The organism is Lapidilactobacillus luobeiensis, assembly GCF_024345205.1.
GTDB lineage: Bacteria > Bacillota > Bacilli > Lactobacillales > Lactobacillaceae > Lapidilactobacillus > Lapidilactobacillus luobeiensis.
This window is the reverse complement of sequence record NZ_BROC01000005.1, coordinates 1-19,517: the sequence shown is the minus strand read 5'-3', so window position 1 is coordinate 19,517 and position 19,517 is coordinate 1. Positions and strand designations below refer to the sequence as shown.

The window sequence follows — 19,517 nt, the reverse complement described above, 5'->3', positions numbered from 1 at the left end:
GTTTAGATGAAAAAAAACAGATCATTCATTTTGCCATTAGCGTTTGCTGTTTTGTTAATGGTTTTAATGATCCCGACAAAAGTGCAGGCCGCTGGTCTGCCTTTTTCAGTTAGTCCACAACTGCCGTCAGAACAGAGGGAGAAGACCTCGTCGTATTTTGATGTGATCGTGGGCACGGGACAGCAAACACGTTTAGTCGTCCAACTTAAAAACGAAACTGATCAGACTGTGAAAGTCAAGGCCAGTGTGGCGACTGCTCAGACTAATGATAGCGGTCAAGTCGCTTATGGCATTAAGCAGAAGACTGATACGACTTTGAAATATCAATTACCTGATTTGGTCAAGGGCCCAGCGACCGTGACCTTGCCTGCTAATGAGACTGTCGCGTATACCGCTACTTTGACGATGCCGACGCAACACTTCGCAGGTCTGGTCGCCGGCGCTTTTATTTTTAGTCCAGTCACGGCGCAGACGACTGAAGCACAGAAAGGTTTGGCAATCAAAAATGAGTTCCGTTACGCGATCACTGTGATCGCACGGGATGTTGATCAAGTCTGGCTACCTCAGCTTAAATTAGGGGCGGCGCAGATCCGCCAAGATGAATCTCAAAATACGATCGCGGTACCACTGAATAATGTTAGCGCCACTTTTCTCAACCAATTGCATGTTGAGACCAAGGCGGTCAATACGACGACAGGGAAGAAATATCAGCGGACGGTCAGCAAGATGCAGATGGCGCCTAATTCGCACTTTTATTATCGGTTGAAATTACCGACTGATCCTGACGCGGGGAAATATCGCGTTGAGACTAAGGCTTATTATGTTCGTGACAGCCAAGGCCACTATCAAGCAACCGATGGCCAGCGTTATCGTTATCAGGAAACGTCTAGTAATACAGTCACACTTACCCAAGCCCGCAAGCGGCAGTTACAAAGTAAAATCAAGCAAGCCCAAGGGGGAACGCCTTGGTTCGTCTATGCGATCGGGATCGGTTTTGGCGTCTTGATCTTGATTATTTTGATTTTGGTCATCATCTTATTACGCTTGCGTCGAAAAAAACGTGGAGGGCGGTCAGATGAAGTCAGCAAAAAATAAGTTAAAAATTGTGCTGGGCTTGATCGCTGTTGTTGTTACGCTGATCAAGCTGCCGCCGGATCCGCTCAAGGCTGCGAGTTACGATACGGCGATCCTGACGGATTACGGGATCCCCGCTACGGTGACTCAAGTGCTTTTGGATAATAGTTCTTACGCCGATGGCACGACACCCAGTGAACATGGGGAAACACCCGCAACCTTTACGATTGCGGATCTGCAACGCTTGACCACGGTCAGCCTAGCCCAACGGACCAAAAATGCCGATGGTTCTTTTTCCTCTGCACCCGATCAGACCGTGGCGACTTGGGTGGCAGGACTCAAATCTGGAGTTGATTACAACGTTGAGGATGGGGCCTACTTACAAAACACCACAGCACTGGTTGAAGGAGAGAATGGTTCCTTAGTGACAAAAGAAATCACGATCTATGGCGCTAAGGCAACCTTGTCTTTCAATTTTTTGATGCAGATCATTGCTTCTGCGACTAGCGCGACCACAGTCGATTTGACGGGGCTCACTTCGCAAGTGGTGGATACGACCTTGGTGGAGAAATTACTGTGCCTGTTTCAAACAGATCGGTTGTCGGCCTTGCAGACATTGATCTTGGCGCAAAACAATTTTACCAGTACGGTTTTCTATAAGGCTGCTTCAACGATTTTCAGTACCAGTGCTGAACAAAATATTACTTCGTTAGATCTATCTGACAACAACATGGATTTCAAAATGGAGAGTTTCAGCTATGCGGATTTTCCAATCGTCGCTAAACTGACTAACCTTGATCTAGGTGGTAATGATGTGACCCTCGTCGAGGGGTGGTTGGCAAATGCGTTACAGAAAATCGTTGACAAGGAAGGCACTAGTGATCTGGGCGAGGCTAACCTTGACACTAAAGACTGGAATACGGTAAACACCATGTTGACGATCATCAATTCGAATAGTGGTGAGCTCAAGATGAATGATACCACGGTCAATAATCTTTTTCTCGCGTCCGCAACAAGCACTGGGAGTTACCCAATTGTCAATAAAAAGGCGGTCGCGACATATCTGGATCAATTAAATTTAGAGACAGTTAACGAATTATTAAAAAATCCTTCTATTGCTAATGATTCTGAGTTAACTGGAAAGCTAACAGATAAGAAAAGCGAGCTGACTGGCTCTAATGCGATCACAGTCACTGGTGATCTGGATTTTGGCTCACCTACTTTGGAACAGATCAATGAACCGTTGAAATCATCGGGACAACTGACCTTGACGGCGATGATTACCAGTGGGAGTCAGTTACAAGCCGAAATCTCACCGTGGGTCGGGCAAAGAGGTGGGTCAACTTTTAACGGTACGCTGACCATCCCGGGATTTACTGGTTATTGGGCAGAAACGCCGGTAAATAGTTCAGCGGCGGTCCTATACAACAACAGCTCCAATAGTACCGTCAAATTCACTACTGATCTCGTCGGCGTAAAGCTGGTGATCCCAACGGAGCAACAGGCTAACGTTCAATCTCAGAATTATCAAGCAACAGTCACTTGGACGATTAGTACTGTGCCCGAAAATGCTTCGTAAGTGACAATATCTATTCTAAAACCAAATATCAAAAAGGCGTCCTAACTACCATTTGTTGGTAAAAAGTTAGGACGCCTTTTAATATTGCTAGTGCTAAAATAACTGCTACGAGCGTTTAAGCGTAATCGTAATCGAGGTGGCGCTCAAAACATCCGTGTCGCTTTGACCGCGCGTTGCCAGCCGGCGTAAAGGCGTTGCCGGTCCTGAGCCTTCATGACCGGTTCAAAAGTTTGGCCGATCTGGAAAATTCTTTTCAGCTCGTCGGTGTCCCGCCAGAAACCAACGGCGAGACCGGCGAGAAAGGCGGCGCCCATCGCGGTCGTTTCTAGGTTCTTGGCCCGTTCGATCGGGATGTTCAATAAGTCCGCTTGAAATTGCATGAGATAATTATTTTTGGCGGCGCCGCCATCAACGCGCAAAGCGGGGATCGGCAGACCGGTATCAGCGTTCATGGTGTCAACTACATCACGGGTCTGGTAGGCTAAGGATTGCAAAGTTGCCTTAATGAAATCGTTCCGGGTGGTGCCGCGGGTCAGGCCGAAGACGGCGCCGCGCGCGTCGCTGTCCCAATAAGGAGCGCCTAAACCGGTGAAGGCGGGGACCACATAGACTTCGTTTTGACTTTTTGAAGCGAATGCGGCGGCTTCGGAGGCGGGAGCGGAGTCCAACAGCTGCATACTGTCGCGCAACCACTGCAAGGCCGAGCCGGCTACGAAAACTGAGCCTTCCAAAGCATAATGAACTTGACCATTGATCGCATAACCGATCGTGGTCAATAAATTGTTTTGGGAAATGGTTGCTTGTGTACCGGTGTTCATAACGATGAAAGAACCAGTGCCATAGGTGTTTTTGACCATGCCTTTTTCCAAGGCTAGTTGGCCAAAGAGAGCGGCTTGTTGATCGCCTGCGAGACCGGCGATCGGCACAGAACTGCCGTAGAAATGTCGCGCCAGTGTTTGTCCGTAGATTTGCGAATTAGGGACGACTTCCGGCAACATTTCTCGAGGGATTCGTAATAAATCCAGGATTTCCTGATCCCAGTCTAAGGTGTGGATATTGAAAAGCATCGTTCGACTGGCGTTGGTATAGTCGGTGACGTGAACTTTGCCGCCGGTCAACTTCCAAACCAGCCAAGAATCGATCGTCCCAAATAGCAACTCCCCGCGCTCTGCTTTCTCTTGGGCGCCGGGAATCCGGTCCAGTAGCCACCGGATCTTAGTTGCCGAGAAGTAAGCGTCGATGATCAAACCGGTCCGTTGATGAATGAAATCATCCAGTCCTTGCTGCTTCATTGCAGCAGCTAATTCGCTGGTTTGTCGCGATTGCCAAACAACCGCGTGATAAATTGGTTTACCGGTATTTTTATCCCAGATCACCGTGGTTTCCCGTTGGTTGGTGATCCCAATGCCTTTGATCTGTTGCGATTGGATCCCAGAATCGATAAAAGCCGTGGCAATCGTTGATAGGACTGCGTTCCAGATTTCATTAGCGTCGTGTTCGACCCAGCCAGGTTGGGGGAAGAATTGGGTGAATTCTTTTTGAGCGTCGGCGACTTTATTGCCCGCGTGGTCGAAGATGATCGCTCGGGTGCTAGTTGTTCCCTCATCAATGGCCATGATATATGATTGACTCATTTTTGTTATTCTCCTAGGTTAAGCGCCGCGCAGGGTCACTTATGGATTTATTTCGAGGCGGTGATGTAATCGGTTGCACCGCCCCGCTTTCTATTCTACCTTATTTTTACCTGATTCAAACACCAACGTTAAAAAATGTTATGCTAAAGCTAGTAAGTCGTAAGGAGAATAAAAATGACTGAGTTATATTTTGTCCGCCATGGGCAAACCGAAAATAATTTGAATAAGCTCATGAACGGCGGCAGCGTTGACAGCCCTCTGACTGACAAAGGAATTCGCGGCGCTCAGGCTGTTGGCGCCTTTCTGGAGGCAACGACGTTTGACCACGTCTTTGTTTCCCCACAACGCCGGGCACAAACCACGGCCAAATTGATCATGCGCGGCAATGATCGCCCCGATGTGCCCACCACGATCCTCGAAGGATTGCGCGAGTTTGATATGGGCGCTTGGGATGGGCTTCCCTTCGCCGATCTTCCGCAAAATCAACTGTTTGATGATTACATGAACCATCCAGAACGCTATGACGCCAGTCAAACTGGTGGCGAAAGTTACATGCAACTAATAACGCGCGGGCAACAAGCAATCAAGCAAATCACGACCACTGTCCCCCTGGGAAAAGTGTTGGTAGTCAGCCATGGCGTATTATTACGCACAACCTTGAACACGCTTCGGGGCTATCCATTGGCGCAGGTCCGCACAGGGGAACCACTGGTGAATTGTAGCGTGACCACGTTCGCGGCGCAACTTGATCAGCAGGGTGAACCAGTTTATCAGTGTTTGAGTTGGGATCAGCATGATTTTCTGGACTGATTGAGGCTGGGATGATCTCTGTTCTTGAACCTGTGCTTGATTGCAGGTGTCGTGGGTTTGGTGGTGACGCAACCGCCTCAGGACGTTTGTCGTGGCTGGAACGCGGTGGGCATCGTTTGAAGCCAATTCCAAAAGCGGGAATTGTCTTCAAATCGAGCCTTATTCTAAGCGATAAATCGCTAAGAATAATCTCACCGCTGAGCCACACGTCCTGAGGCGGTTGCTGGGCAGAATTGCGCCCATCTGCAATCGAGGCGAAGGATTTGACGAAGTGATTTTGCAAGCTAGCGGTCAAACAATCCCCACTTTTTTGATGGTACGGCAAGGCTAACGGATTTGGATCAGAAGTCGGGATGTTTTGCGTAGGCCGAACATCGCTATTTGTTTCCGTAACAATCCATAGGTGAAAACCGACTGATTCAGTTGATTCGCTGAGAACTAGGCCTGTTCATCAAGCAGACTTCACTGGTGTTACCAATTTAAAGATCATAACCACTAACCACGGCTGTCAATTGCGTGGTTTCCCATCAATTGACCATAGCTTACCAGTCGGCGTGAGTGCTCAAACGGCTGTGATAACGTTGAGCGGCTGGAGCGGAGAAATTCGGGGTGAGATCGCCGTGAAATTGTCCTTGGCGGCTTTGCCGCTTAGGACAAGGCTCAGCTTTGAGATTCGCGGGTTTTGCGACGCTCAAAGTGATGCCCACAGCGAGCTCACCCCGAATTTCGCAGCGCAAGCTGCGGACATACTATTTTTGCTCAACAAAAAAAGAGCAATCCCGCTCAAACCCGTGAGATCACGCATTCTGCTCTTGCAATTATGTTAAAGTTCTGTCATATTAAAGCATAGTAGGTCTATCTTAACTCATTCGACAAATAACGATAGATAGGACGTAAGTAATGGCTGATTTAGTTTATCGCCAGCTTTTGGGCAGTCTTAAAGATAAGATTCTGGCTGGTGAGTTTCCTAATATGAAGTTACCTGATGAACGTTCGCTGAGTGAACAGTACGAAGTGAGTCGCAGTACGGTCAAGCGGGCGTTAAGCATTTTGGCCGATCAGGGTGTGGTTTTTAAAAAGCGCGGTTCAGGTACGTTTATCAACCCACTATACTTAAAAAATGATTCGGTATTTCACTATAATAACGGCTCTAACTTAGGAATCACGGATAGTTTTCAGATGAACGGGCGTAAGCCGGGGATCAAGTTATTGAAGTTTGAGGTGGTACGACCAGATCAGGAATTAAAACGTGATCTTTTCTTGAAAAATGATGATTTCGTTTATGAGATCAAGCGTTTGCGGCTATTTGACGATGAGCCGTTCATGATCGAAACAGGTTATATCCCCATCAAGATCGTGCCGGAGCTGTCGGAAAAAATCGTTTCCAGTTCGATCTTCAATTATTTGCAACGGGAACGCAATCAGGCAGTCACCAAGTCTTACTTAACGATTTCGGCGGAGCCGTCAACAGATGAGGATCAAGCGCAATTGGGTTTGACCCCAACGGAACCAGTAGGGATCATGGCTGGGGTGTTCTTCCTTGATGATGGCACGCCGTTTGAATATTCGCGGATGCGGCTACATTATCGCTATATGAAATACAACACATTTGTCACACTCGACGATTGATAATTAGCAAGAGATTCGGTTTTTCCTGACGAATTTCTTGTTTTTTTTGTGACTTTTGAACCTTTTGCTGCTCTTTTTAGCAGATAAATGCTAAGCTAAAGGCAAAGAAAACGATTTCTAAAATTGGAACGTATCAATTTTCAAAATGGTTGACTTTTCGGCTAGATTTGTTATGATAGTGATGTTGAATGATGTTAAGTAAATTGTCATTAGGAGGCAAATTATGGATTCAGTTAAAAACAAAGTCGATTATTCGTCAGCTGAATATCTCAATAAAGTTGATGAGTTTTGGCGGGCGGCTAACTATATCTCTGTTGGTCAATTGTACTTGAAAGACAATCCGTTATTGAAGCGGCCGATCGTCGCTTCTGACGTTAAGGTTCACCCAATTGGTCACTGGGGCACGATCGCTGGCCAGAACTTTATCTATGCCCATTTGAACCGGGCAATCAATAAGTATGGCTTGAACATGTTCTACATCGAAGGCCCAGGTCATGGTGGCCAGGTCATGGTTTCTAACTCATATCTTGATGGTTCTTATTCTGAGATCTATCCAGAAATCAGTGAAGACGAACAAGGGATGGCGAAACTATTCAAGCAGTTCTCCTTCCCAGGCGGTGTTGCGTCACATGCTGCTCCTGAAACACCAGGCTCGATCCATGAAGGTGGCGAGTTAGGTTACTCACTTTCTCATGGTGTTGGCGCGATTTTTGACAACCCTGAAGTGATCGCCGCAGTTGTTGTTGGTGATGGCGAGGCTGAAACTGGCCCATTAGCGACTTCATGGCAATCAACTAGCTTTATCAACCCAATCACTGATGGCGCGGTTCTGCCAATCTTAAACTTGAACGGGTTCAAGATCTCTAACCCAACGATCTTAGCGCGTAAAACTGACGAAGAACTGACCAAGTACTTCGAAGGTATGGGCTGGGAACCAATCTTTGTTGAAGGCGACGATCCTCAGAAGATGCACCCTGCAATGGCAAAAGCTGTTGATGCGGCTGTTGAGAAGATCGAAGCGATCCAACAACAAGCACGGGAAAATAACGATCCAACACGTCCAGTTTGGCCAATGATCGTTTTACGGGCACCTAAAGGCTGGACTGGTCCAAAAGAATGGGATGGCAAGCCGATCGAAAACTCGTTCCGGGCTCACCAAATTCCAATTCCTGTCGATCAATTAGATATGGAACATGTCGATCATTTGGTTGCGTGGCTGAAGTCATACAAGCCAGAAGAACTCTTCGACGAAAATGGCGTTTTGAAGCCTGAGATCAAGGCGATGGCGCCTAAAGGAATCCACCGGATGGCCGCTAACCCGATCACCAATGGTGGTTTAGCACCACGGCCAATGAAAATGCCTAACTGGCGGGATTATGTTTTAGATAACTCCGAACGTGGCAAAACAATCGCTCAAGATATGACTGTCTTTGGCAAATGGGCGCGGGATGCGATCAAGTTGAACCCAGATAACTTCCGGATCTTTGGCCCTGATGAAACCATGTCCAACCGTTTGGCTCCGATTTTTGAAGCTAGCAGTCGTCAATGGGAAGAAAGCATCAAGGAACCTAATGATGAATTCTTAGCACCAGCAGGTCGGATCATTGATTCTCAATTGTCAGAACACCAAGCTGAAGGCTGGCTAGAAGGTTATGTCTTAACTGGTCGTCACGGTTTCTTCTCAAGCTACGAGGCTTTCTTGCGGGTCGTTGATTCAATGTTGACGCAACACTTCAAGTGGTTACGTAAGGCTGACGAACAAGCTTGGCGCAAGAAGTACCCATCATTGAATATCGTTGATACCTCAACTTCTTTCCAACAAGATCACAACGGCTACACTCACCAAGATCCAGGTATCTTAGGCCATTTGGCAGACAAGAAGCCGAAGTTCATTCGCGAATACCTGCCAGCTGACGCTAACTCCTTATTAGCGGTTGCCAACAAGGCTTTTGCTAGCGAAGAGAAGATCAACGTGATCGTTGCTTCGAAACACCCACGGCCACAATGGTATTCAGCTGATGAAGCCCAAGTCCTCGTTGAAAAGGGCTTGAAAATCATCGACTGGGCCAGCACAGACCATGACAGCGAACCAGATATTGTCTTCGCTGCTGCTGGGACAGAACCAAACTGGGAAAGCTTGGCTGCGATCTCGATCTTGCACAAACAATATCCTGAGATGAAGATCCGCTTCATCAACGTGGTCGACTTATTGAAGTTGCAATCACCTAAGATCAACCCACGTGGTTTGACTGATGAAGAATTCGACACTTACTTCACGACTGATAAGCCAGTGATCTTCGCTTTCCACGGCTTTGAAGGCTTGATCCGTGACATCTTCTTCGATCGTCACAACCGTAATATCAACATCCATGGCTACCGGGAAAATGGCGATATTACCACACCATTCGACATGCGGGTCTTGAACGAATTGGATCGTTACCACCTTTCCAAGGATGCGGCGCTGGCTGTTTATGGCACTGCTGCTGCCCAATTCGCTCAAAAGATGGATGACAAAGTTTCTTATCACAACAGCTATATCCGCGAACATGGGACTGATATCCCTGAAGTCGAGGAATGGCAATGGGAACCACTAGACTAAAGCTCAAGTTTAGTTGGTTGTCTGACTTCAATTCAATCACTGTTTTGTTACTCCTAATGTAAATATATATAAAGACGACGTTTTCAGCTCACCTCTGAAAACGTCGCCTTTTTTATGTTAAAATTATTGGTCGTTGTCGATTACGGCTATCTTCCGTATGTGGTGAGTGTTTAGGCCCATTATAACGGACAACATTTTTCAGGGGACACCGTTTGACTTGACGGTAACGTTGCTGAACAGTTTATAATAAAATTGAACGTGAAGTTATCAAGTCGTCGACCGCCGTGCTCGATTGGCGGTCGGCGCTCGTTTGACGTTGGATCAGGCGTTAGGAACAAATCGGGAGGTAGCTATGAATAATTTGCTTCAGACACTGGTTGAACGGCGTGGTGATTTAGTGACTGCGTTGTGGCAACATTTAGGGATTTCGCTAGCGGCATTAGTGATCGCGATGATCATCGCGATCCCCTTGGCTATTTGGGCGGTGCGGCGGGCAAAACTCGCGGAAGCATTGTTGCAATTGACCAGCGTACTTCAAACGATCCCCTCATTGGCGTTGTTAGGATTGCTGATTCCATTAGTCGGGATCGGGACGGTCCCAGCGGTGATCGCGTTAGTGATCTACGCGCTCTTGCCGATTTTCCAAAACACTTATTTGGGGATCGCTGAGATCGATCCTTCGATCGAGGAAGCAGCAGACGCTTTTGGTATGTCGCGATTACGTAAACTATTTAAAGTGGAATTACCGATCGCATTGCCACAGATCATTGCCGGGATCCGCACGGCCTTAGTCTTGATCATTGGGACTGCGACCTTAGCGGCTTTGATCGGGGCCGGGGGTTTGGGTACCTTTATTATGTTAGGCATCGATCGCAATGATACGTCGCTTCTTTTGATCGGGGCGATCTCATCCGCGCTTTTGGCGATCATCCTAAGTGCCCTTGTGCGTTGGTTTCAGACGGCCAAACCGCGCCACGCCCTGATCGTTTTTGGGTTGATCGTGGTGTTGCTGGGTGGCGGTGGTGCTTACAGCGCTTATGCCGATCGGACTGAAACGATCACGATCGCTGGGAAGCTGGGCTCAGAGCCGGACATTTTGATCAATATGTATAAGGAATTGATCGAGGCTGATGACAGTCATGTGAAAGTGACCTTAAAACCTAATTTTGGTAAAACGACTTTTCTTTATAGCGCGTTACGAAATGACCAAATCGATATTTATCCCGAGTTTACTGGCTCAGTGTTGGAAACTTTAGTCAAAGGCGACTCTCCCAAGGAAATGACGGCCGAGCAAACATATCGATTAGCGAAGAAACGGCTGGCTCAGCAGGCACAACTGACGTTACTAGCGCCCATGAAATATAACAATACTTATGCCCTAGCAGTTACGGAAAAGTTCAAGCAACAGCATCATTTAAAGACGATCAGTGATCTGACTCAAGTGGAATCACTGTTACGTCCGGGGATGACGCTGGAATTTATCGACCGGGACGATGGCTTGAAGGGGCTTAAGCAGGCCTACCATTTGGATGTCACGGCTAAGTCAATGGAACCGGCCTTGCGTTATGAGGCGATCAGTCAGGGGCGGATCAATTTGGTCGACGCCTACGCGACGGATAGTGAATTGCGTCAATACAATTTAGCGCTACTACAAGACGATCAGCGTTTCTTCCCCACTTATCAAGGCGCGCCCTTGATGAAGACGAGTTTTGTCAACAAACATCCCCAAATCGTTAAGGCATTGAACCAGTTGGCCGGGAAGATCTCCGAAACTGATATGCAAGAAATGAATTATCAAGTCAACGCGAAAAAGCAGTCCGCCGCGACTGTGGCGCGGCGTTACTTGATCAAGCACGGTTTATTGAAAGGGGGTCACTAGCATGGCGACGGCAATTGAATTTCAACATGTTAAAAAGGCCTTCAATGGCAAAACAGTTATTCTGGATTTGAATTTGAAAATCAAGCAAGGCGAGTTTTTCGTTTTAGTGGGCACTTCTGGCAGTGGCAAGACCACGTCGCTAAAGATGATCAACCGCTTAGAGTCACTAACTGCAGGTAAGATCTTGGTCAATGATCAAGACAGCAGTCAGATCCCAGTCCGGACGTTGCGCTGGGACATGGGCTATGTGCTCCAGCAGATCGCGTTATTTCCCACAATGACAGTAGCCCAAAATATTGCGGTGATCCCAGAAATGAAAGGGACCACGAAAAAAGAAATCAGCGCCACGATCGATGAACTGTTAAATGAAGTAGGCTTGGATCCTAAGGTTTACCGTGACCGGATGCCTAGCGAATTGTCTGGTGGTGAGCAGCAACGGATCGGTATTTTACGAGCCTTGGCCGCGCAGCCCTCGATCGTTTTGATGGACGAGCCCTTCAGCGCCTTGGATCCCTTGTCAAGACAGCAGTTGCAAGATCTGGTCCTAAGACTGCACGAACGCTATCACAACACGATCGTCTTCGTAACTCACGATATGAATGAAGCTTTGAAGTTGGGCCATCGGATCGGGATCATGCGAACTGGTGAATTGCTACAAGTCGATACCCCACAGCAGATCGCCCAGCACCCTGCCAATGAGTTTGTCCGCGAGTTTTTCGGAGCCAGTCTAGCCCAGAATGTTTATGATATCTATCTTGGCCGGGTCGGACTTGTCCAAGGCTACTTACCAACTGCGCCCACTGTCGCTGCCGAACGGATCCAAACCGTCGATTATCAAGATACCTTGCGGACTGGTTTTAGCGCTTTAGCGAGCCATGATTATTTGGCGGTAAATGAAAGCGGCCAGCTCCAAGGCTATCTTGACCGTCAAACTGTGATGACGTATTTAAGCGAACATGAGAACGACTAGGCGATGTCATATTGCGCGTGGCTATCCTTGGGATGACTTGGGTAATAATTTTGAGTTCTTGAAAAAAATAATTCTGATCTGCGTATTTATAACTAGCTGAGAGGGGAAGATGAACGCTGACAATATAGCAATTATTCTATGCTATACTTAGCGTAAAGCTTGATCTCTTGATAGGGTGCGGAAAGGTGGTAACGAAAATGAATGCGACAACACTGAAGGCCTATTTTGAAAAATCTGGTCTAACGGTTGCGTTTATGCAGGAAAAAACTCATCAGAATTTTCCTGATTTTTTGTCTGGCAAAAAAACACCTACCTTTAACCAGCTGATCAAAATTGCCAATGTACTGAAGATCCCAGTGGGGTTATTACTCCTAGATCGACCACTTGAGTCAGTAGCCGAGCAAATCAACTTTCGTACGGTCAACTCGGAACACTTGAGCCAACCTAGTAAAGAATTGTTGGATACCATTGCCGAGATGCGCACGAAGCAAGATTTCCTACGTGGAGAGATCGACACTGACTTAGCTTATATCGGACGGTTTACGAATCATGATGATGCTTTGTTGGTGGCTCGCTTTATTCGTCATACTTTAGGGATCGATCAAGATTACTATCAAAATACGGATCGAGCACATATTATTCAATACTTGCGTAAGCTGATCAATAGGATCGGCGTCTTCGTTTTCTTCAATGGTAAGTATAAGGACAACACTCATCGAGTGCTGGATCCGCAAGAGTTTCGTGGATTTGTGTTGGTCGACAAGAAAGCACCGCTTATTTTTGTTAATCAAAAAGATAGCAGTAATGGTCAGCTGTTCACACTTATTCACGAATTGGTCCATCTCTTTATTGCAGACGAGGAGATTCTTGGACACCAAAGCCTGAAGCATGATTTTGACTCGACAGAAGCATTTGTCAATAAAGTGACGGCGGAAATATTAGTCCCCCAAGCAAGTTTTCTGAAGCAGTATCGTCAAACAACCGAAATTGCCGAATTAGCGGCACATTTTAGGGTCAGTGAATTTGTGATCGCCCGGCGCTTATTGGATAATCATAAAATCAAACAGGCTCACTACGATCAATTGATCGATGAGCTGACCCAAAATTTTGAAAGCTATCGTCAGGCACAAATAACCGAAAAAACAAGCGGAGGCAATTTCAAAAATAATATTCGTTTTAGAATCGATCGCCAATTCTTCAACTATGTACAAAACGCCATCAATAACCAACAACTATCTTACACAGAAGCATTTAATATTATTGGCGTGGGCTACAAAGGTTATCATATCTTGAAGGAGCATCGTTAGATGACATATTTATTGGATACAAACATTTATATCTCTTTCTACGATCGCTATTACCCTAAAGCAAATTTTCCCACTTTCTGGCGCGAATTTACAACTATTCTTAATGCTGAAATTGTTATCCCTAAGGTGGTCGCCAACGAAAACATTCAAAGTGAGTGGTTCGTCAATGAGTATTTAAAGAATCATTACCAACATAAACTGCTCGATCAGCGGCTGTACGTTAATGAGTGGCAGCAGGTGCTGGAACATATTCAAGCCAGCGCTAATTATCAGGATGAGGCTTTGTACAGTGACCGGGGTTGGGCAAATTTAAGGATTGCTGATGGTTGGTTGATCGCGATCGCTAAAAAGACTGGTTATACGATCGTGACGGATGAAGTCAAGAATATCAATCTCAATCAACAACATCCGGCTAAGAATTGTAAAATCCCTGATATTGCTCAGGATTTAAAAGTTCCCTGTATCTCGATGCTTGAGTTTTTTGAAGAGATCGATCTCCGAGTCTAATTACCTATATTCGGTTGGTAAAAATTTTTATATTAAACCCTATCCTGGGGTGACAATAACAAGACACTATAAAAGATTGCAAGTGCGTTTGCCTTGCAATCTTTTTATATATAACAAATGTATATCTATTTTGCACAGATAGAATGGTATATCATACAATTGCTTGTTTGTAAGCAACTCTGCAACTCGTGGACGAAATAATTATATAAAATAAGTATATTTTGCTTGTGTCGAAACGTGAAAAGGGTTACAATCAGGATATACTTGTGAAGTAGTTTACGGAGGTAGTGATAATGGTTGATTTAACAGCGGCGCAGTTGATGTTGCACCAAATGGTCCGTGAGTTCAGTGAGAAAGAGATCCGGCCGAATGATATGGCGATCGATCAACAGCGTTTTTTTGTCAATGGTATTTATCAGAAACTGATCGATAATGGTTTTCTCGGCTTGATGTTGCCTGAACAGTATGGTGGCGCTGGCTTTGACGCGATAGCCACGGCGCAGACGATCTATGATCTAGCGGTGGGCAACGCTAGTGTGGCAGTAACGTTAGAGGGCCACTATAAAACGCTGGATCAGTTACTGAAATACGGTCAGCCTTCGTTACTCGAACGTTATTTGCCTAGCGCGAATCAGCGGATCTTTGCCTTTTCGATGACAGAGCCCAGTGGTGGTTCTGATCACAGCACTTTAGGTTCTACGGCGGTGCGGCAAGGTGAAAACTGGGTGCTGAATGGCAATAAAATCATGATCACCAATGGTGGCTTGGCGGAAGTGTACTGTGTCTTGGTCAAAACTGCTCCAGAAGAATTCTCTGTTTTCCTGATCGATCAAAATATGCCCGGTTTCAAGTTTGGCAAGCGGGAAAATTTCTTAGGCTTGACCGGAACACCGATCGCGGAGATCTTTATGGAAAATATCGTGGTGCCAGCCGATCATCTCTTAGGCAAGGTGGGGCAAGGTCACGAGATCGGCGATAGCGCCCATGCGGACGCGCGGATCTTGATGGGCGCGGTCGCTGCCGGGATCATTGAACATGAGTTAGAAATCGCGGTCGCTTACGCGTATCAACGGAAATCAGGTCAATTTCGTTTGACAGAATTACAAGCGATCCAACGTAAGCTCGCGGATATCGCGCTGGCCAAGGAAACGACCACACTTTTATATCAAGAAGCCGCGGCTCTTAAGCAACAACGGCGTCCTTATGCGGAAGTTGCGGCAATGGCCAAAACTCATGGTAGTCGTCAGGCTGTTCGTGCTGGTGATGACGCTTTGCAGATCTTGGCCGGCTATGGCTACAGTCTTGATTACCCAGTTGAACATTTGATCCGCGATGCCCGCGCGTTGGAGATCGCCGAAGGAACAGTCGAGAAAATGCGTGGCGAGATCACGAAACTTGAAGTCGCAACGCGGATCTAAAGTTCAACGAGAAGTGTCAGTGGGTCGCATCGATCAAATGATCACACTGAGAAGGGAAGTTTATTGATGAAAATCGTGGTTTGTATCAAACAAGTGCCAGAGTCTAATCAGGTCAAGCTTGATCCGGTGACTCATAATCTAGTTCGTCAAGGTGTCGCCGGCAAAATCAATCCGTTCGATCGTCACGCGATCCAGGCGGCGTTAGCAATCAAAGCCCAAGTTGGCGGTGAGGTCATTGTGATCTCGATGGGACCGGCCGACAATGAGTACTGTTTACGCGAAGGCTTGGCGATGGGTGCTGATCGTGCAATTTTATTGAGCGCCCGCGCCTTTGCTGGGTCAGATACTTTGGCGACCGGCTACACTTTGAGTCAAGCAATCCGCAAACTAGGCGCTGTCGAGCTGGTGTTCTTTGGTCGGCAAGCTGTCGACGCGGATACCGGTCAAGTCGGTCCGATCGTGGCTGAGTTTCTTGGTTGGCCGCAATTGACCTTGGCCAGCAGTTTGACTTTAAAGGATCGGCGCTTAGAAGGCATGCGGCGTCTTGGGGACCTTGAACAAACAGTGGCTTTGACGTTGCCGGCGGTGGTTACTGCCAGCAATGATCTGAATCAGCCGGGTTATTTACAACCGCGGATGATCAAGGCCAGTTTTCAACAAGAGATAACGGTTTGGCAAGAGACTGATTTGGCTGCGGATCCCCTTCGTTTGGGCGTTTCCGGATCGCCGACAGTTGTCCGCAAAGTCATGGCACCACAACGTAAACAACAAGAAACGGTCTTTTTAGCGACAGACCCACAGCAAGCAGCACTGGATCTACATGCGGCGCTTCATGCGAAAAATTTGATATAGGAGGTCAGCGAAGATGACGAAGATACCGGAAGTATGGATTTTTGCGGAACAACAGCTGGGTCAAATCGAGCCCACTGTCTTTCAATTGCTCACCAGGGCTCGGGAGATCGCGCCTAGATTTAAGGTCGTCGCGGTGTTATTTGAAACGCCAACGCAACATTTGGCGGCGACTTTAGCAGAATACGGGCCAGACAAGATCTTGGTTGTGCAAGACCCGCGGCTGGCGCAAGTAGCGGACGCGGAACAGGCCACACTTTTGGCACACCTAGTCCAACGAGATCAGCCTAATAGTTTCTTGTTTGGCGCCACCGCTTTGGGACGGTCATTAGCGCCGCGGCTACAAGCAAAACTGCAGACGGGTTTGACGGCTGATTGTTTGGCGCTCCATTTTGAAGATGAATTATTGGTTCAGACGAAGCCATCTTATGGTGACAATATCATGTGTGAGATCGTTTGCCCAGATAAACGACCGCAAATGGCGACCGTGCGACCTAATACGTTTGCGGCGCAGAAAGTTGAACCGGACCGATCCCGCCCTGAGCTGGAAGTGGTGACTGACTTACCTTGGCCGGAAGTGGCCCATTTTCAGATCATCGCTGAGAAAAAAGTAGCGACGCCACAGACCGGTCTGAGTCAAGCCAAACGGATCATCGCGCTTGGTCGTGGCGCGGCTGACGCCGCTAGTAAGACCGTTGCACGGTCTTGGGCGCAAAAGATCGATGCTCAGATCGGGGTGACGCGACCGCTGACAGACGGTGGAGGTTTCTCGGTCAAGGATCAAATCGGACAAAGTGGGCAGACGGTGGCGCCGGAGTTGCTGTTTTGCTTGGGGATCTCAGGCGCCGTGCAATTTCTTAGTGGGATCACGAATGCTAAAGTGATCGTTGCAGTCAATCCCGATCCTCAGGCAGCTATTTTTTCGGTGGCTGACTATGGGTTTGTCGGTGAGGCCAACGGATTCTTGACCGCTTTACAGCAAGTAGATCAGCGGAAGCAAGCGGCACTTAAGTAAAGCGCTAATAAAAAACGTTCAGAATGTTGAACGTTTTTTTATTGCGCGAAATCCAGGCTGGTTGATCAAATCGAGTCAGGAGCCAACAACTGGGCGTAAGTCGCGTATTCGTTTTTAAAGAAGCTGTTTTTGGGGAAAACTAAATTGATCGGGTGACTGATGTGGAAGTCGGGCAGGGGCAGTTGCCAAAGCGTTTGCGCCGCAAGTTCTTTAGCGACCAGGTCACGATAGAGAAAACTAAAACCAACACCGGTCTGTAATAAATGAATGATCGTTTCTGGATCAGGCAGTTCCATTTGGTGGTGAAATTCGCTGAGTTGATGATTTTGGGTCGCAAGAAAACTGGTTAAGATCTCGCGACTACCAGAACCAGGTTCGCGAACGAGCAAAGTTTCTGAACGTAAGGCGGCGATGTTGAGTCCAGCGTGGTGGCTAAGTCGGCGCTGACCTGTGACCGCGATAAACTCACTATTTTGTAGAAAATAGGCGTCAAATTCCTGCGGATCAAAATTACCCTCGATCAGACTAAAATCAATTTGCCCTCGCCGCAAATTGGCTAGATTATCTTGAGTGTTGCCCAGCTTGACTGTGATCTGCGCGTATTTCTCGTTGAGCACTTGGAGCAGCGGTGGTAATAAGGTGCGGCTAAGGGAAAGCGTACAGCCTAATTTTAGTTGGGTCGGGGCGCCTGTTCGCTGCAAGGCCGCAAAAAAATGTTTATTTTCTGTGATGATCAGTTGTAGATAAGTCAACAGCATTTGCCCTTCTGGCGTCAATTGGATCCGACCATGGATCCGTTGCACCAGTAGTAATTGCAGTTCCGCCTCCAGTGATTTGATCTGCTGCGAAACAGCCGGCTGGGTAATGAATAATTCTTGGGCGGTCTGGGTGTAAGAAAGATTACGCCCTAAGTGATAAAAGGTCAGATAGCGTTTGTCGAGCATCTTGAGTCCTCGCCATTAGTAAAATTTATAGCTAACTAATAAATCCTAATTTTTACTTATCTGCTGACTATGATACCATGAAAAAGTTGATTAAGGAGGAGTCGGGTTATGGATTTAAAAGTGCTACGCAGCAAAAGCTTTGTTTACGCGTTTTTGATCACCTTATTTTGTTCGGTGGTCGGCAGTGTTTTGGGGAGTTTACCTTATCTATCGGTGATCGGCGCGCTAGTTTTGGCGTTGATCTTAGGCATGATTTTTCAAGTTTTTCCAACGGCGGTACAGGCCAGTCGGACGGGCAATCAGTTCATTTCCAATAAATTTTTGCGTTTAGGGATCATTCTTTTAGGTTTCAAGTTAAACTTGATCGAGTTGGCACAGGCTGGGGTCAAAACAATCCTATTAGCGATGGCGATCGTGGCCGGGACGATCAGTTTAACATATTGGTTGGCGCGTAAATTCGGAGTCTCGCAACAATTGGCGATTTTGGCAGCTTCGGGCACCGGGATCTGCGGCGCGGCGGCAGTCATGGGCATCTCATCACAGATCCCAGCGGCTGACGGCCTTGAAGAACAAAAGCATGATGATGAGGTTTTAGCAGTGGCGATCGTCGCGATCTTGGGGACTGTTTTCACCTTGATCGAGATCGGGTTGCGACCGATCTTGCATCTGACCCCAACTCAATTCGGTGTGATGGCCGGCGGATCCTTGCACGAGATCGCCCATGCGGTGGCGACAGGTGGCGCCAACGGACCAGTTTCCTTGAACGCCGCGATCATCATGAAACTTTCGCGGGTCTTGATGTTAGCTCCGGCTGCATTGATCATTGGGATTTGGTATCAACGCCAACAGCAACAAACGAACGCCGGACCAAAGAAATTACCGATTCCTTGGTTCATGTTGGGTTTTGTTTTGGCATCAGTCGCCGGGACCTTTCTTCCCTTATCCGCAACTGTCTTGGCCGGGTTAGTCAAATTGGCCTATCTGATCTTGGGTATGGCAATGGCTGCCTTGGGGATCAGTGTTAATTTCAAAGTGTTCTGGAAAAGTGGCCGGAAAGCTGTTTTGGCCTGTTTGATCAGTTCAACTTGTTTACTGGGGCTGATGATCGTTGCCAGCAAATTGCTTTTTTAGTGCGAACTGACCTGCATCGTTTTGAATCGACCTGAAAAAGTGCCGTTGCTGTATTTGTTTCTCCGCTTGTTTGCAGGTGTGCTGGGTTTGGTGGTGACGCAACCGCCTCAGGGCGTTTGTGGTGGCTGGAACGCAGTGGGCATCGTTTGAAGCCAATCCGCAAAACCAGCGG

General features: G+C 47.4%; 16 protein-coding genes. 13 read left to right on the top strand and 3 right to left on the bottom strand.

All coding sequences use genetic code 11. The annotated features are described in order from the left end of the window. Positions 1–6 precede the first annotated feature (6 nt). Together OCU21_RS02750 and OCU21_RS02745 are read left to right on the top strand one after the other, a co-directional pair. Positions 7–1,095, top strand: a complete 1,089-nt coding sequence (locus OCU21_RS02750) for a DUF916 domain-containing protein (protein ID WP_261805982.1) — start codon at positions 7–9, stop codon at positions 1,093–1,095. Further along, the gene (locus tag OCU21_RS02745; protein WP_261805981.1) at positions 1,076–2,653 is read left to right on the top strand and encodes a hypothetical protein; all 1,578 of its coding nucleotides are present in this window, start codon (positions 1,076–1,078) and stop codon (positions 2,651–2,653) included. The genes OCU21_RS02750 and OCU21_RS02745 overlap by 20 nt, the downstream gene beginning before the upstream one ends. A gap of 143 nt (positions 2,654–2,796) precedes the next feature. On the opposite strand, the gene glpK is transcribed toward OCU21_RS02745, so the two are convergent. Then, entirely contained in the window at positions 2,797–4,287 is a 1,491-nt protein-coding gene (gene glpK, locus OCU21_RS02740; protein WP_261805980.1) for a glycerol kinase GlpK, read from the bottom strand. Positions 4,288–4,461: 174 nt separating this feature from the next. On the opposite strand from glpK, the gene OCU21_RS02735 reads away from it, so the two are divergent. The 10 genes from OCU21_RS02735 to OCU21_RS02690 all read left to right on the top strand — a co-directional run bounded on the left by OCU21_RS02735 (position 4,462) and on the right by OCU21_RS02690 (position 17,270). Beyond that, a complete protein-coding gene (locus OCU21_RS02735) occupies positions 4,462–5,097 on the top strand; it encodes a histidine phosphatase family protein (RefSeq protein ID WP_261805979.1) in 636 nt (211 codons plus the stop codon). 900 nt (positions 5,098–5,997) lie between these two features. Next, positions 5,998–6,726, top strand: coding sequence for a GntR family transcriptional regulator (locus OCU21_RS02730; RefSeq protein WP_261805978.1), 729 nt, complete (start codon positions 5,998–6,000; stop codon positions 6,724–6,726). A gap of 223 nt (positions 6,727–6,949) precedes the next feature. Continuing rightward, on the top strand, positions 6,950–9,325 hold the full coding sequence (locus OCU21_RS02725; protein WP_261805977.1) for a phosphoketolase family protein: 2,376 nt from the start codon (positions 6,950–6,952) through the stop codon (positions 9,323–9,325). 352 nt (positions 9,326–9,677) lie between these two features. Next, positions 9,678–11,204 (top strand): ABC transporter permease/substrate-binding protein, encoded by a 1,527-nt coding sequence (locus OCU21_RS02720; RefSeq protein ID WP_261805976.1) that lies wholly within the window; start codon positions 9,678–9,680, stop codon positions 11,202–11,204. A gap of 1 nt (position 11,205) precedes the next feature. Next, the gene (locus tag OCU21_RS02715) at positions 11,206–12,174 is read left to right on the top strand and encodes an ABC transporter ATP-binding protein (protein WP_261805975.1); all 969 of its coding nucleotides are present in this window, start codon (positions 11,206–11,208) and stop codon (positions 12,172–12,174) included. 197 nt (positions 12,175–12,371) lie between these two features. Further along, positions 12,372–13,481, top strand: coding sequence for an ImmA/IrrE family metallo-endopeptidase (locus OCU21_RS02710; protein WP_261805974.1), 1,110 nt, complete (start codon positions 12,372–12,374; stop codon positions 13,479–13,481). Then, entirely contained in the window at positions 13,482–13,988 is a 507-nt protein-coding gene (locus tag OCU21_RS02705; RefSeq protein ID WP_261805973.1) for a DUF4411 family protein, read from the top strand. Positions 13,989–14,281: 293 nt separating this feature from the next. Next, positions 14,282–15,406, top strand: coding sequence for an acyl-CoA dehydrogenase family protein (locus OCU21_RS02700; RefSeq protein WP_261805972.1), 1,125 nt, complete (start codon positions 14,282–14,284; stop codon positions 15,404–15,406). 66 nt (positions 15,407–15,472) lie between these two features. Next, on the top strand, positions 15,473–16,258 hold the full coding sequence (locus OCU21_RS02695; protein ID WP_261805971.1) for an electron transfer flavoprotein subunit beta/FixA family protein: 786 nt from the start codon (positions 15,473–15,475) through the stop codon (positions 16,256–16,258). 13 nt (positions 16,259–16,271) lie between these two features. Further along, on the top strand, positions 16,272–17,270 hold the full coding sequence (locus OCU21_RS02690) for an electron transfer flavoprotein subunit alpha/FixB family protein (protein ID WP_261805970.1): 999 nt from the start codon (positions 16,272–16,274) through the stop codon (positions 17,268–17,270). A 65-nt stretch (positions 17,271–17,335) separates the two neighbouring features. Here the strand turns inward: OCU21_RS02690 and OCU21_RS02685 are convergent, their stop codons facing one another. Next, on the bottom strand, positions 17,336–18,214 hold the full coding sequence (locus OCU21_RS02685) for a LysR family transcriptional regulator (RefSeq protein WP_261805969.1): 879 nt from the start codon (positions 18,212–18,214) through the stop codon (positions 17,336–17,338). Positions 18,215–18,322: 108 nt separating this feature from the next. Between OCU21_RS02685 and OCU21_RS02680 the strand changes: the two genes are divergently transcribed. Continuing rightward, the gene (locus OCU21_RS02680) at positions 18,323–19,345 is read left to right on the top strand and encodes a YeiH family protein (RefSeq protein ID WP_261805968.1); all 1,023 of its coding nucleotides are present in this window, start codon (positions 18,323–18,325) and stop codon (positions 19,343–19,345) included. Here OCU21_RS02680 and OCU21_RS02675 read toward each other — a convergent pair. Next, the coding region (locus OCU21_RS02675) for a hypothetical protein (protein WP_261805967.1) at positions 19,304–19,517 on the bottom strand (214 nt) is incomplete at its 5' end. The two genes, OCU21_RS02680 and OCU21_RS02675, sit on opposite strands and share 42 nt — an antisense overlap.

Excerpts from the sequence above, each read along its gene's own strand:
- OCU21_RS02750 (WP_261805982.1), top strand. The coding sequence starts at position 7 with ATGAAAAAAAACAGATCATTCATTTTGCCATTAGCGTTTGCTGTTTTG.
- OCU21_RS02745 (WP_261805981.1), top strand. The coding sequence starts at position 1,076 with ATGAAGTCAGCAAAAAATAAGTTAAAAATTGTGCTGGGCTTGATCGCT.
- glpK (WP_261805980.1), bottom strand. The coding sequence starts at position 4,287 with ATGAGTCAATCATATATCATGGCCATTGATGAGGGAACAACTAGCACC.
- OCU21_RS02735 (WP_261805979.1), top strand. The coding sequence starts at position 4,462 with ATGACTGAGTTATATTTTGTCCGCCATGGGCAAACCGAAAATAATTTG.
- OCU21_RS02730 (WP_261805978.1), top strand. The coding sequence starts at position 5,998 with ATGGCTGATTTAGTTTATCGCCAGCTTTTGGGCAGTCTTAAAGATAAG.
- OCU21_RS02725 (WP_261805977.1), top strand. The coding sequence starts at position 6,950 with ATGGATTCAGTTAAAAACAAAGTCGATTATTCGTCAGCTGAATATCTC.
- OCU21_RS02720 (WP_261805976.1), top strand. The coding sequence starts at position 9,678 with ATGAATAATTTGCTTCAGACACTGGTTGAACGGCGTGGTGATTTAGTG.
- OCU21_RS02715 (WP_261805975.1), top strand. The coding sequence starts at position 11,206 with ATGGCGACGGCAATTGAATTTCAACATGTTAAAAAGGCCTTCAATGGC.
- OCU21_RS02710 (WP_261805974.1), top strand. The coding sequence starts at position 12,372 with ATGAATGCGACAACACTGAAGGCCTATTTTGAAAAATCTGGTCTAACG.
- OCU21_RS02705 (WP_261805973.1), top strand. The coding sequence starts at position 13,482 with ATGACATATTTATTGGATACAAACATTTATATCTCTTTCTACGATCGC.
- OCU21_RS02700 (WP_261805972.1), top strand. The coding sequence starts at position 14,282 with ATGGTTGATTTAACAGCGGCGCAGTTGATGTTGCACCAAATGGTCCGT.
- OCU21_RS02695 (WP_261805971.1), top strand. The coding sequence starts at position 15,473 with ATGAAAATCGTGGTTTGTATCAAACAAGTGCCAGAGTCTAATCAGGTC.
- OCU21_RS02690 (WP_261805970.1), top strand. The coding sequence starts at position 16,272 with ATGACGAAGATACCGGAAGTATGGATTTTTGCGGAACAACAGCTGGGT.
- OCU21_RS02685 (WP_261805969.1), bottom strand. The coding sequence starts at position 18,214 with ATGCTCGACAAACGCTATCTGACCTTTTATCACTTAGGGCGTAATCTT.
- OCU21_RS02680 (WP_261805968.1), top strand. The coding sequence starts at position 18,323 with ATGGATTTAAAAGTGCTACGCAGCAAAAGCTTTGTTTACGCGTTTTTG.